Raw genomic sequence first — 15,024 nt, 5'->3', positions numbered from 1 at the left:
TAGCCGCCCCTCTCCTTCAGGACGTTTGATCCAGGACATTTGACCCTCGGGCTTTAGGCATTAGCTTTGGTGAACTGCTTCCCAAGGCTTCTGCGGGACGAAGGATCGCCCATGTCCACCTATCGCCTCGACACCTTGTTCTCACCCCGGTCCATTGCGGTCGTGGGTGCAAGCCCGCGCCCGGGCTCGCTGGGGCTGACCTTCCTCAAGAATTTGATCCAGGGAGGGTTCGCGGGAGCGATCTATCCGGTCAATCCGCACCACAGGCAGATCGAGGATCGGCCCTGCTTCTCCTCGATCGCCAAGCTTCCCGAGACGCCCGACCTCGTCGTCATCGCCGTGCCGCCCCGCAACGTGCTGGATGTGGTCGAGGATGCGGGTAAAAGAGGTGTGGCCGCCGCCATCATCGCCACGGCCGGCCTCGGCTATGGCGCAGATTCTTTGTCCGGCCAGGTGAGGCTCGCCGCACGTCGCTACGGTCTGCGTATCGTCGGGCCGAATTGCATCGGCGTTCTCTCTCCTCGTGCGCGCATGAACGCAAGCTTCGCGGCACATGATGCAAAGCCTGGTGATCTCGCGCTTATTTCCCAGTCGGGTGCGGTTGCGGTCGGCCTCGTGCAATGGGCGGCGCAAAGGCAGGTGGGTTTCTCCGCCGTCGTATCCCTTGGCGACAAGATGGACGTCGATTTCAGCGACTGCCTCGATTTCTTCTCGGCTGACGCGGGCACGCGCGCGATCCTGCTCTACATCGAGTCCATCGATAACGCGAAGAAGTTCATGTCCGCGGCGCGTGCCGCAGCACGCATCAAGCCTGTGGTGGTGATCAAGGCCGGGCGACATGCGCAAGGCGCGAGGGCGGCTGCGACGCATACGGGTGCATTGGCGGGCTCCGACGCAGTCTATGATGCTGCGTTCCGTCGCGCAGGTTTGCTGCGCGTCCTCGATCTCGATCAGCTGTTCTCGGCGGCCGAAACCCTGGGTCGGCAGAAACCTTTCCCGGGAAAACGGCTTGCGCTTCTCACCAATGGCGGCGGCGTCGGTGTTCTGGCGACCGACCGGCTCATCGACATGGGCGGAACGCTTGCCAATATCTCGCCGGGGACGCTTGAGAAGCTGAACGCCTTACTCCCGCCGACCTGGTCACAGTCCAATCCGGTGGACATCATCGGTGATGCGGATCCCGCGCGCTATGCAGGCGCTCTCGAAGTGCTGCTCGCCGATCCGGAAAACGACGCCGTTCTCATCCTCAACGTTCCGACCGCGATTGCCGGTGCTGCCAATGTCGCGACGGCCGTGACCGAGGTCATCAGGCGCCATCGCGCCAAGGGCTATCAGCAGAAGCCGGTCTTCGCAGCCTGGATCGGTGAGGATCCGGATTCCGCGCGCGTGTTCGAAGAAGCGCGTATTCCCCATTTTGCGACCGAGGCCGACGCGGTCCGCGGTTTCCTCCAGCTCGTGCGCTATCGCGAAGCGCAGACAGAGTTGATGGAAACACCCGATAACCTGCCGCATGATTTCTCGCCCGATCCAGAAACGGCCCGCGCGATTGTTGCAGAGGTGCTGGCGCAGAACCGCCGCTGGCTTAACCCGCTCGAAGTCAATGCGCTGCTCACGGCCTATGACATTCCGACCGCCCCCGTGACTTTGGCCAAGACACCCGATGAGGCAGCCAGGGCCGCGCAGCCCATTCTTGCCGAAGGCGGAACGGTGGCGGTGAAGATCCTTTCACCCGATATCGTGCACAAATCCGATATCGGTGGTGTGAAGCTCGATCTCACGACGGAAGAAGCCGTGCGTAGGGCCACCGCCGATATCTTTGAGCGTGCGGCGCGCCTGAGACCGGATGCATCCATCACGGGCGTCACGGTTCAGCCCATGGTGCGCCGCGCGAAGGCGCGCGAGCTGATCGCCGGTCTCGCGGACGATCCGTCCTTCGGTCCCGTCGTGGTGTTCGGTCGTGGCGGCACGGCCGTCGAGGTCATCAGCGACAAGGCCCTTGCCTTGCCGCCGCTCGATCTGAAACTCGCCGACGATCTCATTGCACGCACCCGCGTGTCGCGTCGCCTCAAGGCCTATCGGGATGTGCCGGCCGCCGACGAGAGGGCCATTGCGCTGACCCTCGTGAAACTCGCGCAGCTTGCCGCCGACGTGCCGGAGATCCGCGAACTCGATATCAATCCGCTTCTCGCCGATCACACTGGCGTCATCGCCGTCGATGCACGCGTGCTCGCCGCACCTGAAGTGCGAAAGGGGAGTGGGCATCCGCGCTTTGCGGTGCGGCCTTACCCGAAGGAGTGGGAGCGCACGATCACGCTTCGCAACGGACGCAAGGCCTTCGTGCGTCCCGTCAGGCCGGAGGACGAGGAGGAGTTCAGGCGCTTCTTCGAGAAGATCACGCCGGAGGACCTGCGTCTTCGCTTCTTCGCACCTGTCCGTGATTTCAGCCACACCTTCCTCGCGCGCCTGACACAGCTTGACTACGCCCGCGCCATCGCCTTCGTCGCATTCGATGAAGAGACTGGAGAAATGATGGGCGCCGTTCGCGTGCATGCGGACGCCAACCATGAGACGGGAGAATACGGCATCCTCCTCCGTTCCGACCTGAAGGGTTTAGGACTCGGCTGGATGCTGATGCGCCTCATGATCGAATGGGCGAAGGTGGAGGGGCTGCATGAAGTCGAGGGTCAGGTGCTGCGCGAAAACTCGACGATGCTCGACATGTGCCGCAGCCTCGGCTTCTCCATCAAGATCGATCCCGACGATCCGGAGCTGCGCATCGTGACGCTGCCGATCGCCTCTATCGATGAGCCCGGCAAGCTGGCGGAGACGGCCTAGATGCAGAATGGCCCGCTCTTGAGCGGGCCGATGCATTCATCAGATTGAGTTTTGAGCCTTAGTGCTCGTGGCCCTCGAGCCCGCCGATATGCTTCTGGGCGTAGAGCTCGACGCCGATCTGCTCGATGAGGGTGAGCTGGGTTTCGAGGAAGTCGATATGGCCTTCCTCGTCGGCCATCAACTCCTCGAAGAGGTTCTTGGACACCCGGTCGCCGATGCTGTCGCAATAGGCGGCAGCCTCCCCGTAAAGATTACGGGCGTCGTATTCGGCGGCGAGGTCGGATTCGAGAATTTCCTGGATATTCTGGCCGATGCGCAGTGGGTCGAGCACCTGCAGGTTGGCGAAGCCGTCGAGGAAGAGGATGCGCTCGATGAAGCGGTCCGCGTGGTGCATCTCTTCGATGGATTCCTTGCGCCAGGTCTTGGCCAAGTCCTTGTAGCCCCAGTTGTCGAGCTGCCGGTAATGCAGCCAGTACTGGTTGACCGCCGTCAGCTCGCTGCGCAGGCCGCGATTGAGATACTCGATAACCTTCGGATCACCCTTCATCCTACCCTCACGTCAAAACGGCGACGAAAACGCCCGACCATCTTTAGAGGATTTATGAACTAGGGTGAAACCCTCTTTGTTCAAAGATGCGGCTCGGCGGCCACTTTTTCGAGAGAGGCGGGGCAGCAGCCCTTCTGGCAGACAGCGACCGGCGCCACGCCTGCATCGGCAAGCGCCTTGTCCATGATGTCCCGGATCGTCCGGGCGCAGCGCCCGCAATTGGGGCTACAGCCAAGGCAGCGATAGACCTGCGCTGGTGAGCGCGGGCAGTCCGGTCCGGGCTTCATGCAGGCTTTTATATCGCCATCGGAGAGGACGTTGCAGGAGCAGACGATCATGGGATTTCTAGTTTAGAATGATTAAAAACTACCTTTGATTTCAAAGACTTACACGAAAAGAGATGCTGGCGCCACGCTTTTTGGCGCGCCCAGATGCCACAGGGGAAAGTGCCGTTCAGCGCAGGCGCTTGAAGAGACCGGGATAATCCAGAACGAAACTGTCCTCATCCACAGGCAGATCGGCCGTGAAGTCGCTGCCGAGGCTCTCGAAACGGTAGAGGGAACCGGGTCTCAGCGCCGTATACCGCTGATCTCCGGGAGAGACGGTCAGGTCAGGGATGGTGATATAGCAGAGGCGAATATCGACGGCTTGTCCGGCCTCCCATTCCAGACGGCGGATCGGCAGAGTGTTGGTCAGGGGCGTTGCTTGAATGTCGACGTCGATGCAGCCCTGTAGTGCTGGTTGAGGCTTCCCGTTCTCAATCCAGCTGCCTTGCCCGTTGCTCTCCAGATCGAGAACGCGCCCCGATGTCGTCTGAAGATGGACCGCTCTGATGCGCCAGGAGGAGTCTACTTTCAGCCGGTAATGCAGGCCGAACTCCGTTCCGTCCTGCCGGCCGATCACCACGCCGGAGATGGTCAGGCCGCCATCGGCCGGGCGCACATCGACATGCTCCAAGCCTTCTTCGCTGCCGCCCCAGGCCGACCAGCGAAGATTGCGGAAAATCAGCGGGCGAGCGGGCATCGGGACCTCCAAGCTGCGCAGGACAAGAATATGCCTCTGCGCAGACTTTTCGAGTCCGTCCTTAATCCCGCACCACCACTACATGCAGCCGCCGGGGACCGTGGGCGCCGAGCAGCAGGGTCTGCTCGATATCGCCGGAACGGGAAGGGCCGGTGATCCAGTTCACCGTGCGGGGCATGCCGCCCTTGCCGAAGGTGAATCGCACCCGGTTCCACACGGACTCATAATCGCTCGCGATGTCCTTGGCCGAGACCACGATGATGTGGTTGTCGGGCAGGAAATTGAGGGTGGAGGGGTTCTCCGGACCTGAGACCATCGCAAGCGTGCCGGTCTCCGCCACGCCGCCGAAGGCATGACTGACGGCATTGAGATCGCGGCCCTCGCTCGGACCGTGCGAGATCTCCAGCGTCGTCTCGCTCCAGGGCATCACCTTCAGGCGCGGGTCCTCGCCCATGCGCAGGCTGGCCGGAAGGTTGTGATTGCGCAGGAAGAGCGCGATGGATTGCGGAACTTCCATAGCGGAAGCCACTTCGGTCACCGTCGCAAGAGAGGCTTCGGCCATCGTCTTGAAGAGAGCGAGGCGCTCTTCGCCGGAGACCTGTCCGCGAGCGGGGATGACGCCGCGAGGCGCGCGCTCCAGCCGGTCCTGAACGATCTGCTTGCGGATGGTCTCGTTGCCTTTCACGCCGAGAGAACGGCGGATATTGGCGAAAATGTCGTCGCGGGCGCCGGTCATGCTGCTCTCCGGTTGCGCTCGCGCTTCCAGCGCGCCTGGAACGTTTCTCCTTGCGGGGCAGGGAAGTCGCGATACTTCGTCCAGCCCTTCGCAAGCGGCAACCAGGAGAAGCGGCCGCGCTGGCGTCCTGCGAAGCCAAGCGTTGCCATCGCGGCGCGTGTGGCGAGCTGATAGAGGGCGGGGCGCTTGGCGACGAAGCCCCAGAGTCCCAGGCCCGAACGCACGGAAGCAGGCGTGAGATGCCGCTCGAATTCCCGCTCGCGCCAATGACGCATGAGCTTAGGGAGAGGAATGCGCACGGGGCACACGCTCTCGCAACGTCCGCAGAAGGTGGAGGCGTTGGGGAGGTGCCCTGCCTTGTCGACGCCAATCAGCGAAGGAGTCAGAACCGCGCCCATGGGACCAGGATAGACCCAGCCATAGGCATGACCACCCACTGCGTGATAGACGGGGCAATGGTTCATGCAGGCGCCGCAGCGAATGCAGCGCAGCATCTCCTCGAAGCTCGTGCCGAGCATGGCGGAGCGCCCGTTGTCGATGAGCACGACGTGATAATTCTCAGGCCCGTCCGCATCGCCGGAGCGGCGAGGACCGGTGGAGAAGGTGGTGTAGACCGACATCTCCTGGCCCGTGGCCGAGCGGGCAAGCACGCGCAGCAGCTGGCTCACGTCTTCGAGCGTCGGCACCAGCTTCTCGATTGAGGCGAGCACGATATGCGTCTTCGGCAGGATCTGCGTCAGGTCACCGTTGCCTTCGTTGGTGACGATGATCGACGTGCCGGTCTCCGCCACCAGGAAGTTCGCACCCGTGATGCCGACGTCCGCCGCGAAGAAGCGCTCGCGCAAGACGGCGCGCGCTTCGGTCAGCAGCTGCACGGGTTCCGACAGATCGCGCTTGGCATCGAGATGCGTGTGCACGCGCCGGAAATCCTGCTCGACTTGGCTTGCGTTGAGATGCACCGCGGGCGCGATGATGTGGCTCGGCATCTCGTTGCGCAGCTGGATGATGTATTCGCCCAGATCCGTCTCGACGGGGCGAATGCCATTGGCCTCGAGATGGTGATTGATCCCGATTTCCTCGGAGATCATCGACTTGCCCTTGGTCACCGTCTTCGCGCCGGCGTCACGGCAGATCTTCAGGATGATCTCGCGCGCTTCATCCGCGTTGCGCGCGAAATGCACATGGCCGCCCGAGGCCTTCACCTTCTCCTCGTAAGCCTCGAGATAGAGGTCGAGATGTTCGAGCGTGTGGTTCTTGATGTCGCGGGCGGAATCCCGCAACGCCTCGAACTCGGGCAGCTTGTCGGCCGCGGCCCGGCGCTTGTCGATGAAGCCCTGCTTCACGTTGTTCAGCGCTTTCTGCAGCTGAGGGTCGTGAAGCGCGCGGGCGGCGTTCTGCTTGAACTGGGGAGAGGTGGTGTGAACGGTCATGGCTGAATTTACTTGCGCAATGCGTCCTTGGCGAGGCCGATGGCCGGTTCGTCCGTCATGCCGGCTAGAATCTCGGCCACGTGACGCACCTCGATGGGCTTGCCATCGCGGCTGAGCTTGCCTGCCATGTTCATGAGGCAGCCGAGATCGCCCGCGAGCAGGGTCGGTGCGTGCGAGGCCTCGATGTTCTTGGCCTTGGCATCGACGATGGCGCCCGAGATGTCGCTGTATTTCACGGCGAAGGTTCCGCCGAAGCCGCAGCACACGTCGCTGTCGTTCATCTCGACGAGGGTGAGGCCCTTCACGCTCGCCAAGAGCTTGCGCGGCTGACCCTTCACGCCGAGTTCGCGGAGGCCGGAGCAGGAATCGTGGTAGGTCACGGCACCTTCGAAGGAGGCATCGACCTGAGTGACGCCGAGCACGTCCACCAGGAAACTCGTGAGCTCGTAGGTCTTGACGGCCAGGGCATATGCCTTCGCACGCCAGTTCGGATCCTCTTCGAACAGCTCCGGATAATGTTTCTTGATCATGCCGGCGCAGGAGCCCGAGGGAGCCACCACGTAGTCGAAGCCTTGGAAGGTCTCGATCAGCCGCTGTGCCAGGTCGCGTGTGGTTCCGCGGTCGCCCGAATTGTAGGCGGGCTGGCCGCAGCAGGTCTGGACAGGGGCTTCGACAATGCAGCCCGCATCTTCCAGGAGTTTCACGGCGGCAAAGCCCACGGAGGGGCGCATCAGATCGACGAGGCAGGTCACGAAAAGGCCGACCCGAGGTTTCCCGAGTCGGCTCACGGTCAGATCGCTCATTGGGTAACTTTCTGCCCCTGAGCGTCGAATTGTTTCAGGTACGCGACGAGATCGTTGGTCCTCTGCTCGTCCTTGAGGCCGGCATAGACCATCTTCGTACCAGGAATCTTGGCCTTCGGGTCCTTGATGTATTCGCGGAACGTCGCCTCGTCCCAGGTGATGCCGGAATTCTTGTTGGCGGGGGAATAATTGTAGCCCTCAATGGTGCCCGACTTACGGCCGAAAAGGCCATTCAGCACGGGACCCACGGCGTTCTTCGCAGTCGGACCGACCTGATGGCAGGCGCGGCATTGAGCGAACACCTTTTCACCGGCAGCGGCATCCTGGGCCTGAGCTTGGTTGAACTGGGCCTGAGCGAACCCGGCGAGCAGCAGGGCGGCGGAGAGAACCAAGGAACGCATCAAAAACTCCTTCTCTGGACGAATGTCCCATCTTAGAGAGGCTCTACATTATTGGAAAATTCCCTCAAGGCCAGCTACCTTGTGGGGAAAGGCAGCCATGCCGTGGAAGCAGCCGGAAAACGCCCAGGGAGGGTGTCATGACGATCGCATTCCCCAAGCCGGATGAGGCCATTCTGGCCCGTCGCAAGGACATTATCGAGGGCTTGAGCCGGCTCGTGGCCTCCGAGGCCCTGATCGTGTCCGAGGACGAGCGCCGGGCTTTCGAGACCGACGGCCTGACCGCCTATCGCCAGATACCGCTCGCCGTGGTGCTGCCGTCCTCGACGGAGGAGGTCTCGGCCATCATGCGATTCTGCCATGAGCACGGGGTGAAGGTGGTGCCCCGCGGGGCGGGAACCTCGCTCTGCGGCGGGGCGATCCCGCAAGAGGATGCCATCGTGCTCGGCGTCGCCAAGATGAACCGGGTGCTGGATGTCAATTTCGAGGGGCGTACGGCCCGGGTGCAATCCGGCATCACCAATCTCGGCATCAGCCAGGCGGTGGCCTATGAGGGGTTCTTCTACGCCCCCGATCCGTCGAGCCAGCTCGCCTGCACGATCGCCGGCAACATCGCCATGAATTCCGGCGGCGCTCATTGCCTGAAATACGGCGTGACCACCAACAACCTGCTCGGCGTCACCATGGTGCTGCTCGACGGCACGGTGGTGGAGATCGGTGGCGAGCATCTCGACAGCCCCGGCTATGATCTGCTCGGCCTCATCTGCGGCTCGGAGGGCCAACTCGGCGTCGTGACGGAGGCGGTGGTGCGAATCCTGCGCGCTGCAGAAGGCGCGCGCCCTGCGCTCTTCGGCTTCGAGAAGGTGGAGGATGCAGGCGCCTGCGTCGCGGCGATTATCGGGGCGGGCATCATTCCGGTCGCTCTCGAATACATGGACAAGCCCGCCATTCAGATTTGCGAGGCGTTCGCCCATGCAGGCTACCCGCTCGATGTGGAAGCCATGCTGATCGTGGAGGTCGAGGGCTCGGATCAGGAGATCGACGACATGCTCAAACGCATCGTCGCGATTGCCGAGCCGTTCCGGCCGAAGACCATGAAGGTCTCGCAATCGGAGGCCGAAAGCGCCGCGATCTGGAAGGGCCGCAAGTCGGCCTTCGGCGCCACGGGGCGCGTGGCGGATTACATCTGCATGGACGGCACGATCCCGACGGGGCAGTTGCCTTACGTGCTCAAGCGCATCGACGAGATCGTGAAATCCTACGGCCTCGGCGTCGCCAATGTGTTCCATGCCGGCGACGGCAACCTGCATCCGCTCGTCATGTTCAACACGAACGTGCCCGGCGAGATGGAGAAGGCCGAGAAGGCTGGCGAGGATATCCTCAAGCTCTGCGTGGAGGTCGGCGGCTGCCTCACCGGCGAGCACGGCGTCGGCATCGAGAAACGCGATCTGATGACGTACCAGTTCAGCGAAGCCGATCTCGCGCAGCAGATGCGCGTGCGCGGCGTGTTCGATCCGCGCTGGCTGCTCAATCCGGCCAAAGTGTTCCCCCTTGAAGGAAGGCTCGCTGCGTGACCAGTCATCTTCCCCGCGACGAGCAGGACGCCTCTGCCATCATCCGTGATGCCTCCGAGAAAGGCATCCTGCTCAGCGTCTCGGGTCAGAGCACCAAGGCCGAGATGGGGCGTCCCAACCAGACGGACGCCTCGATTTCTTCTGCGGCGCTGACCGGCATCACGCTCTACGAGCCTGCGGAAATGGTGATTTCGGCGCGCAGCGGAACGCCCGTGTCCGAGGTGGTGCGCACGTTGGCCGAGAAGGGGCAGGAATTACCCTTCGAGCCCATGGATTATCGCCCATTGCTTGGCACGAAGGCGGAGCCGACTATTGGGGCGGTGGCGGCCATGAACATCTCCGGCCCGCGCCGCATCATGGCGGGTGCCGCGCGCGACAGTCTGATTGGTGTGCGCTTTGTCAATGGGCGCGGCGAAGTGGTGAAGTCCGGCGGACGCGTGATGAAGAATGTCACGGGCCTCGACCTTGTGAAGCTGATGGCCGGCTCGTGGGGCACTCTCGGCTTCCTCACGGAAGTGACCTTCAAGGTGCTCCCCAAACAGGAGCGCATGACGACGCTCGTGCTGCGCGGCCTCAAGGATGCTCAAGCCATCGAGGCACTCTCGCAGGCGCTCGGTTCGCCTTACGACGTGACGGGTGCCGCCCACATTCCGGCGCGCGACAGGCCGGGCGCGAGCACGCTGATCCGGCTTGAAGGCTTCTCCGTCTCGGTCGATTACCGTTTCGGCGAGCTGCGCCGCCTGCTCAAGCGCTTCGGCGGATCCACCGATGTCCTGGAGGGCAGGGGTGCGGAAGCCGTGTGGCAATCCGTGCGCGATGCGACAGTCCTCACCAATGGTGCTGATCGCGTGATCTGGCGCGTCTCGACGGCGCCGACCAAGGGTTCCGAGTTCACGAAGCGGATCGCGCAATCGCTCGAAGCGCAGTGGTTCTATGATTGGGGTGGCGGCCTCATCTGGATTTCGACGCCGCTCGCCGGTGATGCAGGCGCTTCCGTTCTGCGCGAGGCCACTCAGGAACTCGGCGGTCATGCCACGCTTGTTCGCGCGCCGGCCGAAATCCGCTCGGCCGTCGACGTGTTCGAGCCGCAGAACGAGGCGCTGATGACGCTGACAAAAGGCATCAAGGCCTCCTTCGATCCGTCCGGAATTCTCAATCCGGGCCGGATGTATGCGGGTGTCTGAGATGACCGTGAAGGAGGCGGTCGTCGGGTACTGGATCCACGACAATCCTGCCCTCAATATCATCATGCTGATCCATCCGATCGATGCCATCAACCAGTGGCAATCGGTGATCTGAGATAAAACGATGCAAACGAATTTCACGCCCGATCAGCTTAAAGATCCAGCAATGGCCTCCTCGGAGAAGATTCTCCGCACCTGCGTCCATTGCGGCTTCTGCACGGCGACCTGTCCGACTTACCTGCTCCTCGGCGACGAGCTCGATTCACCGCGCGGGCGCATCTACCTGATCAAGGACATGCTGGAGAGCGGCAAGCCTGCTTCGCCCGAGGTGGTGAAGCATATCGACCGCTGCCTGTCGTGCCTGTCCTGTATGACCACCTGTCCGTCGGGCGTGCATTACATGCATCTCGTCGATCACGCCCGCGCCTATATCGAGGCGACCTACAGGCGTCCGTGGCACGATCGTCTCCTGCGTTCGGCTTTGGCGAATATCCTGCCGTATCCGAACCGCTTCCGCCTCGCCATGGGCGCGGCGCTTCTGGCGAAGCCCTTCAAGGGGCTGATCGGCGCATTGCCGGTTCTCGGCCACCGGCTTCAGGCGATGATCGAGCTCGCGCCCGCCCGTGTGCCGGCCCGCTCACCCTTCGGCCAGCCGGGCGCGTTCAAGGCCGAAGGCGAGCGTCGCGGCCGCGTGGCGATTCTCTCCGGCTGCGCCCAGCCGGTCCTGAAACCCGGCTTCAACGAGGCCGCCATTCGCCTGCTCAACCGGCATGGCGTCGATGTGGTCCAGCCGAAGGGGGAAGGCTGCTGCGGCGCGCTCGTTCACCACATGGGCCGGGACCAGCAGGGGCACGAATTCGCCAAGCGCAACATCGACGCCTGGATTGCCGAGATGGATGGGGAGGGGCTGGATGCCATCGTCATCACCGCCTCCGGCTGCGGCACGACGATCAAGGATTACGGCTTCATGTTCCGGGACGACCCGGCCTATGCCGAGAAGGCGGCCCGGGTTTCGGCCATCGCCAAGGACATCACCGAGTACGTCATGTCCCTCGACCTGATGGAGCCCGTGCGGGAAACCGACTTGGTGGTGGCCTATCACTCCGCCTGCTCCATGCAGCACGGGCAGGCCATCCGCACCGAGCCCAAGACCCTGCTGAAGAAGGCGGGCTTTACGGTGAAGGACGTTCCGGAAGGGCATATCTGCTGCGGCTCGGCCGGCACCTACAACCTGCTCCAGCCAGAGATCGCCACCCAACTCAGGGCCCGGAAGGTGGCCAATATCGAGCGCACCAAGCCCGACCTGATCGCCACCGGCAATATCGGCTGCATGACCCAGATCGGAAAAGGGACCGAGATCCCGATCGTCCATACGGTCGAGCTTCTGGATTGGGCGATCGGTGGACCGATGCCTGAAACCCTTGAAAAGGCAGGCTTTCAAAGCCGTCTCTCGCAGCCATTGACCATTGCCGCCGGGTAACTATGTCACAGCCTAAAGCAACGAAATTATGTTTTCAACCGACCTGACTCTGGGTTAAAGATGCCCCGAGTGTGACAAATAGGCGCAAAAGGGGCGGCACCATGTCTTCGGGTTGGACGTCTTTCAGAAACCGTTTCGGGGGCAAGAAGCCAGGTGAAGAGGTCGTCAGCGTTCTGCCCGCTCAGGGTGACGTTGCGGCATCTGCGGCTGCCGCTACGACCGTCGTTCCCCAGGACAAAGCAGAGCCCATCATCGTCCGTCCCAACGGCGCGCTCGATTCCGTGGGCCAGAAGAACGAGCTGATCCGCGTCCGCTTCGCCAACATGATCGACCGGCTGGAGGAAATCCGCAGCCTGAAGGAGGACTTCGCCCTCCTGAGCGAGCCGGTGAACGACCTCATCCGCAGCTATCCCCAGCTCCAGTCGCGCCTGCTGGAGACGGAGGCCGTGCTCAAGCAGGAGACCGAGACCACGGCGGCGCTCCGCCGCGAGCTGCACGATCTCAACACGGTCCATGCCCGCACCATGGACGATCTGTCCGCCACGGTGTCCCAGCTGCGCAAGGCCGAGTCGAAGACCCGCGAGCAGGAATCCTTCATCGAGGACCTTCGCCTCAATGTAAAGGACAAGGAGGCGACGGTCGCCGATCTCGAGAACCAGCTGGCGATCGAGACCGAGCGCGCCCGCAACATCACGGAAGAGAACCAGGCCCTTCGCCTGGAGGCACAGGAGGCCGACCAGACGGTCGCCCGCGCCGAGCGCGAGCTCATCGAGATCCGCGAGCGCAACGGCCTCCTCGATCACGAGGTGAAGCGTCTGCAGAAGGTGGCGGAAGAGCAGAACTATCGCCTCTCCAGCCTCACCAACCGCTACGGCGAGCTGGAGACTCAGCTCGAGGGCACCCGCCAGCGCGCGTCCGAGCTCGAGACCAAGCTCATGGCCGAGCAGGTGCTGCGCCAGCGCCTCGAGACGCAGCTCGATTCCGAGCGCTCCTCGCACCAGACGGATCTCTCGGCGCTCGACATGAAGATCGAGGGCCTCAACTCGCGCCTTGCCGCGACCGACAAGATCCTGTCGCACACCCGCGACCAGCTGCGCGACAAGAACGAGGCGCTGCGTGGCGTCGAGCGCAGCCTCAAGGAAACCACCATCGAGAAGAATACCCTCGACCGCCGTCTCGAAGCGACCCAGCAGGAGGTCGAGCGTCAGGTGGCCATGGTCAACGAGCTCCAGCGCTCACGCATCGAGCTGCAGGAGCGCGTGGAGATGCTCAACAAGGCCATCGCCGCCAAGGACTTCCAGATCGAGAGCTCCGACAACAAGCTCGCGAGCCTCACCGAGCGCATCGACCAGCTCACCAAGCGTTTCGAGCAGGAGCGCAGCACGCTGGAGGCCGCCAATCGCCGCCTCACGGAAGAGCTGCAGAACGAGAAGGCCGAGCGTTCGCTCGTCCAGGGCGCCCTCGAGATTGCCCGCGAAAGCCGCATCAAGATCCAGAAGAAGTACATCGCGCTGCGCAAGAAGACCCGTCTCGACGCGCAGGAGGACGATGCCGGCCTCCTCGACGAGGACGAGGTCGAAACGAATGTCCATCCGCTGAAATCCACGGATGCCGAATAAGACAAAAAAGCCCCGCCGACGCGGGGCTTTTGCTTTCGGGCATAGAGTCGGGACACCGCCGTCAGATCGCCTTCACCAGGGCATGGCGCTTGCGTCCTGCCGTGAGCATGAGGACGCCGTCGCGCAGGTTGGACGTCGTTGCCGCTGTATTCTCGTCGCTGACGGGTTCTCCATTCAGCTTGGCTCCGCCACCCCTGATCAGGCGACGTCCTTCGCTGCGCGATGAGGCGAGACCAGTCTGTTGCAGAAGAGCTGCCACGGGAATGCCGAGATCGAGCTCCGCAGCCGGAACCTCGATGCTGGGCAATCCTTCAGGCGATGCTCCTTCAGCGAACGTGCGATGGGCCGTATCTGCGGCTTCGCGTGCAGCCTCCTCGCCATGAGCGAGGCGCGTCACTTGCGTGGCGAGAATCCGCTTCGCCTCGTTGATCTCCGATCCCTGCAATTTGCCCAGGCGCTGAACCTCGTCGAGCGGCAGTTCAGTGAACAGGCGAAGGAACCGCGCGACATCGTCGTCCTCCGTGTTGCGCCAGAACTGCCAGAACTCGTAGGGGCTCAGACGCTCATCGTTGAGCCAGACCGCACCTCCCGCCGATTTGCCCATCTTGGTTCCTGACGAGGTCGTCAGGAGCGGGGTCGTCAGGCCGAAGAGCTGCCGCTGGTCGATCCGCCGCGCCAACTCGATGCCGTTGACGATGTTGCCCCACTGATCCGACCCGCCCATCTGCAGCACGCAAGAATGACGGCGTGAGAGCTCAAGGAAGTCGAACGCCTGAAGCACCATGTAGTTGAATTCGAGAAGCGTCAGGGGCTGCTCGCGCTCGAGCCGCTGGCGCACGCTGTCGAACGTCAGCATGCGGTTGATGGTGAAATGCGTGCCGAAATCGCGCAGGAACGGCAGGTAGCGCAGCGGATCGAGCCAATCCGCATTGTCCACCATCACGGCATCCGTCGGTCCGTCGCCGAAGGTGAGGTATTGCGAGAACACCTTCCTGATCCCGGCGCTGTTATGCGCGATCTGCGCGTGATCAAGCAGGGGGCGACTGCTGTCGCGGAAGCTCGGATCGCCGAGCTGCGTCGTGCCTCCGCCCATCAGGATGATTGGCTTGTGGCCTGACTTTTGCAGCCATCGCAGCACCATGATCTGCACAAGGCTGCCCACATGGAGGCTGTCCGCCGTCGCGTCGAAGCCGACATAGGCCGCGATGGGTCCTGCACGGAGCGCCGCATCCAGCGCTGCGAGATCGGTGCATTGATGAACGAAGCCGCGCTCCGCGAGCGTCTTCAGAAAGAGAGATTGAGGTTGTGTCATTGGGGGTCTCCTGGGCTTTTTCGGGAAGCCGCAGACCGGAGACCGATCCCAAAATGAAAACGCCGCCGGAATGCGGCGGCATG

General features: G+C 62.9%; 14 protein-coding genes. 6 read left to right on the top strand and 8 right to left on the bottom strand.

Features of this window, described 5'->3' with window-relative positions; translation table 11 throughout:
- Positions 1 to 111 precede the first annotated feature (111 nt).
- A complete protein-coding gene (locus DC522_RS01205; RefSeq protein WP_116526863.1) occupies positions 112 to 2,835 on the top strand; it encodes a bifunctional acetate--CoA ligase family protein/GNAT family N-acetyltransferase in 2,724 nt (907 codons plus the stop codon).
- Between the two features lie 58 nt (positions 2,836 to 2,893).
- Here DC522_RS01205 and bfr read toward each other — a convergent pair whose 3' ends face one another.
- From bfr to DC522_RS01170, 7 genes are all read right to left on the bottom strand, one after another.
- Positions 2,894 to 3,382 carry a bacterioferritin gene (bfr, locus tag DC522_RS01200; RefSeq protein ID WP_116526862.1) on the bottom strand — a complete coding sequence of 163 codons (489 nt, stop codon included), beginning with the start codon at positions 3,380 to 3,382 and terminating at the stop codon, positions 2,894 to 2,896.
- A gap of 80 nt (positions 3,383 to 3,462) precedes the next feature.
- On the bottom strand, positions 3,463 to 3,720 hold the full coding sequence (locus tag DC522_RS01195) for a bacterioferritin-associated ferredoxin (protein ID WP_116526861.1): 258 nt from the start codon (positions 3,718 to 3,720) through the stop codon (positions 3,463 to 3,465).
- A 115-nt stretch (positions 3,721 to 3,835) separates the two neighbouring features.
- Positions 3,836 to 4,405: a putative glycolipid-binding domain-containing protein gene (locus DC522_RS01190; RefSeq protein ID WP_116526860.1), complete on the bottom strand. Its 570-nt coding sequence runs from the start codon at positions 4,403 to 4,405 to the stop codon at positions 3,836 to 3,838.
- Between the two features lie 61 nt (positions 4,406 to 4,466).
- Entirely contained in the window at positions 4,467 to 5,141 is a 675-nt protein-coding gene (locus DC522_RS01185) for a lactate utilization protein (protein WP_116526859.1), read from the bottom strand.
- Positions 5,138 to 6,571 (bottom strand): LutB/LldF family L-lactate oxidation iron-sulfur protein, encoded by a 1,434-nt coding sequence (locus tag DC522_RS01180; RefSeq protein WP_116526858.1) that lies wholly within the window; start codon positions 6,569 to 6,571, stop codon positions 5,138 to 5,140. Before DC522_RS01180 ends, DC522_RS01185 begins: the two co-directional genes overlap by 4 nt.
- 8 nt (positions 6,572 to 6,579) lie before the next feature.
- On the bottom strand, positions 6,580 to 7,374 hold the full coding sequence (locus DC522_RS01175) for a (Fe-S)-binding protein (RefSeq protein WP_116526857.1): 795 nt from the start codon (positions 7,372 to 7,374) through the stop codon (positions 6,580 to 6,582).
- Positions 7,371 to 7,775, bottom strand: a complete 405-nt coding sequence (locus tag DC522_RS01170; RefSeq protein ID WP_116526856.1) for a cytochrome c family protein — start codon at positions 7,773 to 7,775, stop codon at positions 7,371 to 7,373. The genes DC522_RS01175 and DC522_RS01170 overlap by 4 nt, the downstream gene beginning before the upstream one ends.
- A gap of 137 nt (positions 7,776 to 7,912) precedes the next feature.
- On the opposite strand from DC522_RS01170, the gene DC522_RS01165 reads away from it, so the two are divergent.
- From DC522_RS01165 to DC522_RS01145, 5 genes are all read left to right on the top strand, one after another.
- Positions 7,913 to 9,346 (top strand): FAD-linked oxidase C-terminal domain-containing protein, encoded by a 1,434-nt coding sequence (locus DC522_RS01165; protein ID WP_116526855.1) that lies wholly within the window; start codon positions 7,913 to 7,915, stop codon positions 9,344 to 9,346.
- Entirely contained in the window at positions 9,343 to 10,530 is a 1,188-nt protein-coding gene (locus tag DC522_RS01160; protein WP_116526854.1) for an FAD-binding protein, read from the top strand. The genes DC522_RS01165 and DC522_RS01160 overlap by 4 nt, the downstream gene beginning before the upstream one ends.
- A gap of 1 nt (position 10,531) precedes the next feature.
- Positions 10,532 to 10,645 (top strand): DUF2585 family protein, encoded by a 114-nt coding sequence (locus DC522_RS01155; protein ID WP_371678609.1) that lies wholly within the window; start codon positions 10,532 to 10,534, stop codon positions 10,643 to 10,645.
- A gap of 9 nt (positions 10,646 to 10,654) precedes the next feature.
- On the top strand, positions 10,655 to 12,010 hold the full coding sequence (gene glcF / locus DC522_RS01150; protein ID WP_116526852.1) for a glycolate oxidase subunit GlcF: 1,356 nt from the start codon (positions 10,655 to 10,657) through the stop codon (positions 12,008 to 12,010).
- Positions 12,011 to 12,111: 101 nt separating this feature from the next.
- Positions 12,112 to 13,629 (top strand): chromosome partitioning protein ParA, encoded by a 1,518-nt coding sequence (locus DC522_RS01145; RefSeq protein ID WP_116526851.1) that lies wholly within the window; start codon positions 12,112 to 12,114, stop codon positions 13,627 to 13,629.
- A 61-nt stretch (positions 13,630 to 13,690) separates the two neighbouring features.
- On the opposite strand, the gene tyrS is transcribed toward DC522_RS01145, so the two are convergent.
- Positions 13,691 to 14,941, bottom strand: a complete 1,251-nt coding sequence (gene tyrS / locus DC522_RS01140; protein WP_116526850.1) for a tyrosine--tRNA ligase — start codon at positions 14,939 to 14,941, stop codon at positions 13,691 to 13,693.
- Positions 14,942 to 15,024 lie beyond the last annotated feature (83 nt).

Source organism: Microvirga sp. KLBC 81 (assembly GCF_003075415.1).
In the GTDB taxonomy this organism is placed as follows: Bacteria; Pseudomonadota; Alphaproteobacteria; order Rhizobiales; family Beijerinckiaceae; genus Microvirga.
The sequence above is the reverse complement of the archived record's forward strand: the minus strand, read 5'-3'. Positions and strand labels throughout refer to the sequence as shown.

What these genes read in the sequence shown, in the direction of transcription:
- bfr (WP_116526862.1), bottom strand. Translation starts at nt 3,382, where the DNA reads ATGAAGGGTGATCCGAAGGTTATCGAGTATCTCAATCGCGGCCTGCGC.
- DC522_RS01185 (WP_116526859.1), bottom strand. Translation starts at nt 5,141, where the DNA reads ATGACCGGCGCCCGCGACGACATTTTCGCCAATATCCGCCGTTCTCTC.
- DC522_RS01205 (WP_116526863.1), top strand. Translation starts at nt 112, where the DNA reads ATGTCCACCTATCGCCTCGACACCTTGTTCTCACCCCGGTCCATTGCG.
- DC522_RS01190 (WP_116526860.1), bottom strand. Translation starts at nt 4,405, where the DNA reads ATGCCCGCTCGCCCGCTGATTTTCCGCAATCTTCGCTGGTCGGCCTGG.
- DC522_RS01145 (WP_116526851.1), top strand. Translation starts at nt 12,112, where the DNA reads ATGTCTTCGGGTTGGACGTCTTTCAGAAACCGTTTCGGGGGCAAGAAG.
- tyrS (WP_116526850.1), bottom strand. Translation starts at nt 14,941, where the DNA reads ATGACACAACCTCAATCTCTCTTTCTGAAGACGCTCGCGGAGCGCGGC.
- DC522_RS01180 (WP_116526858.1), bottom strand. Translation starts at nt 6,571, where the DNA reads ATGACCGTTCACACCACCTCTCCCCAGTTCAAGCAGAACGCCGCCCGC.
- DC522_RS01155 (WP_371678609.1), top strand. Translation starts at nt 10,532, where the DNA reads ATGACCGTGAAGGAGGCGGTCGTCGGGTACTGGATCCACGACAATCCT.
- DC522_RS01175 (WP_116526857.1), bottom strand. Translation starts at nt 7,374, where the DNA reads ATGAGCGATCTGACCGTGAGCCGACTCGGGAAACCTCGGGTCGGCCTT.
- glcF (WP_116526852.1), top strand. Translation starts at nt 10,655, where the DNA reads ATGCAAACGAATTTCACGCCCGATCAGCTTAAAGATCCAGCAATGGCC.
- DC522_RS01165 (WP_116526855.1), top strand. Translation starts at nt 7,913, where the DNA reads ATGACGATCGCATTCCCCAAGCCGGATGAGGCCATTCTGGCCCGTCGC.
- DC522_RS01195 (WP_116526861.1), bottom strand. Translation starts at nt 3,720, where the DNA reads ATGATCGTCTGCTCCTGCAACGTCCTCTCCGATGGCGATATAAAAGCC.
- DC522_RS01170 (WP_116526856.1), bottom strand. Translation starts at nt 7,775, where the DNA reads ATGCGTTCCTTGGTTCTCTCCGCCGCCCTGCTGCTCGCCGGGTTCGCT.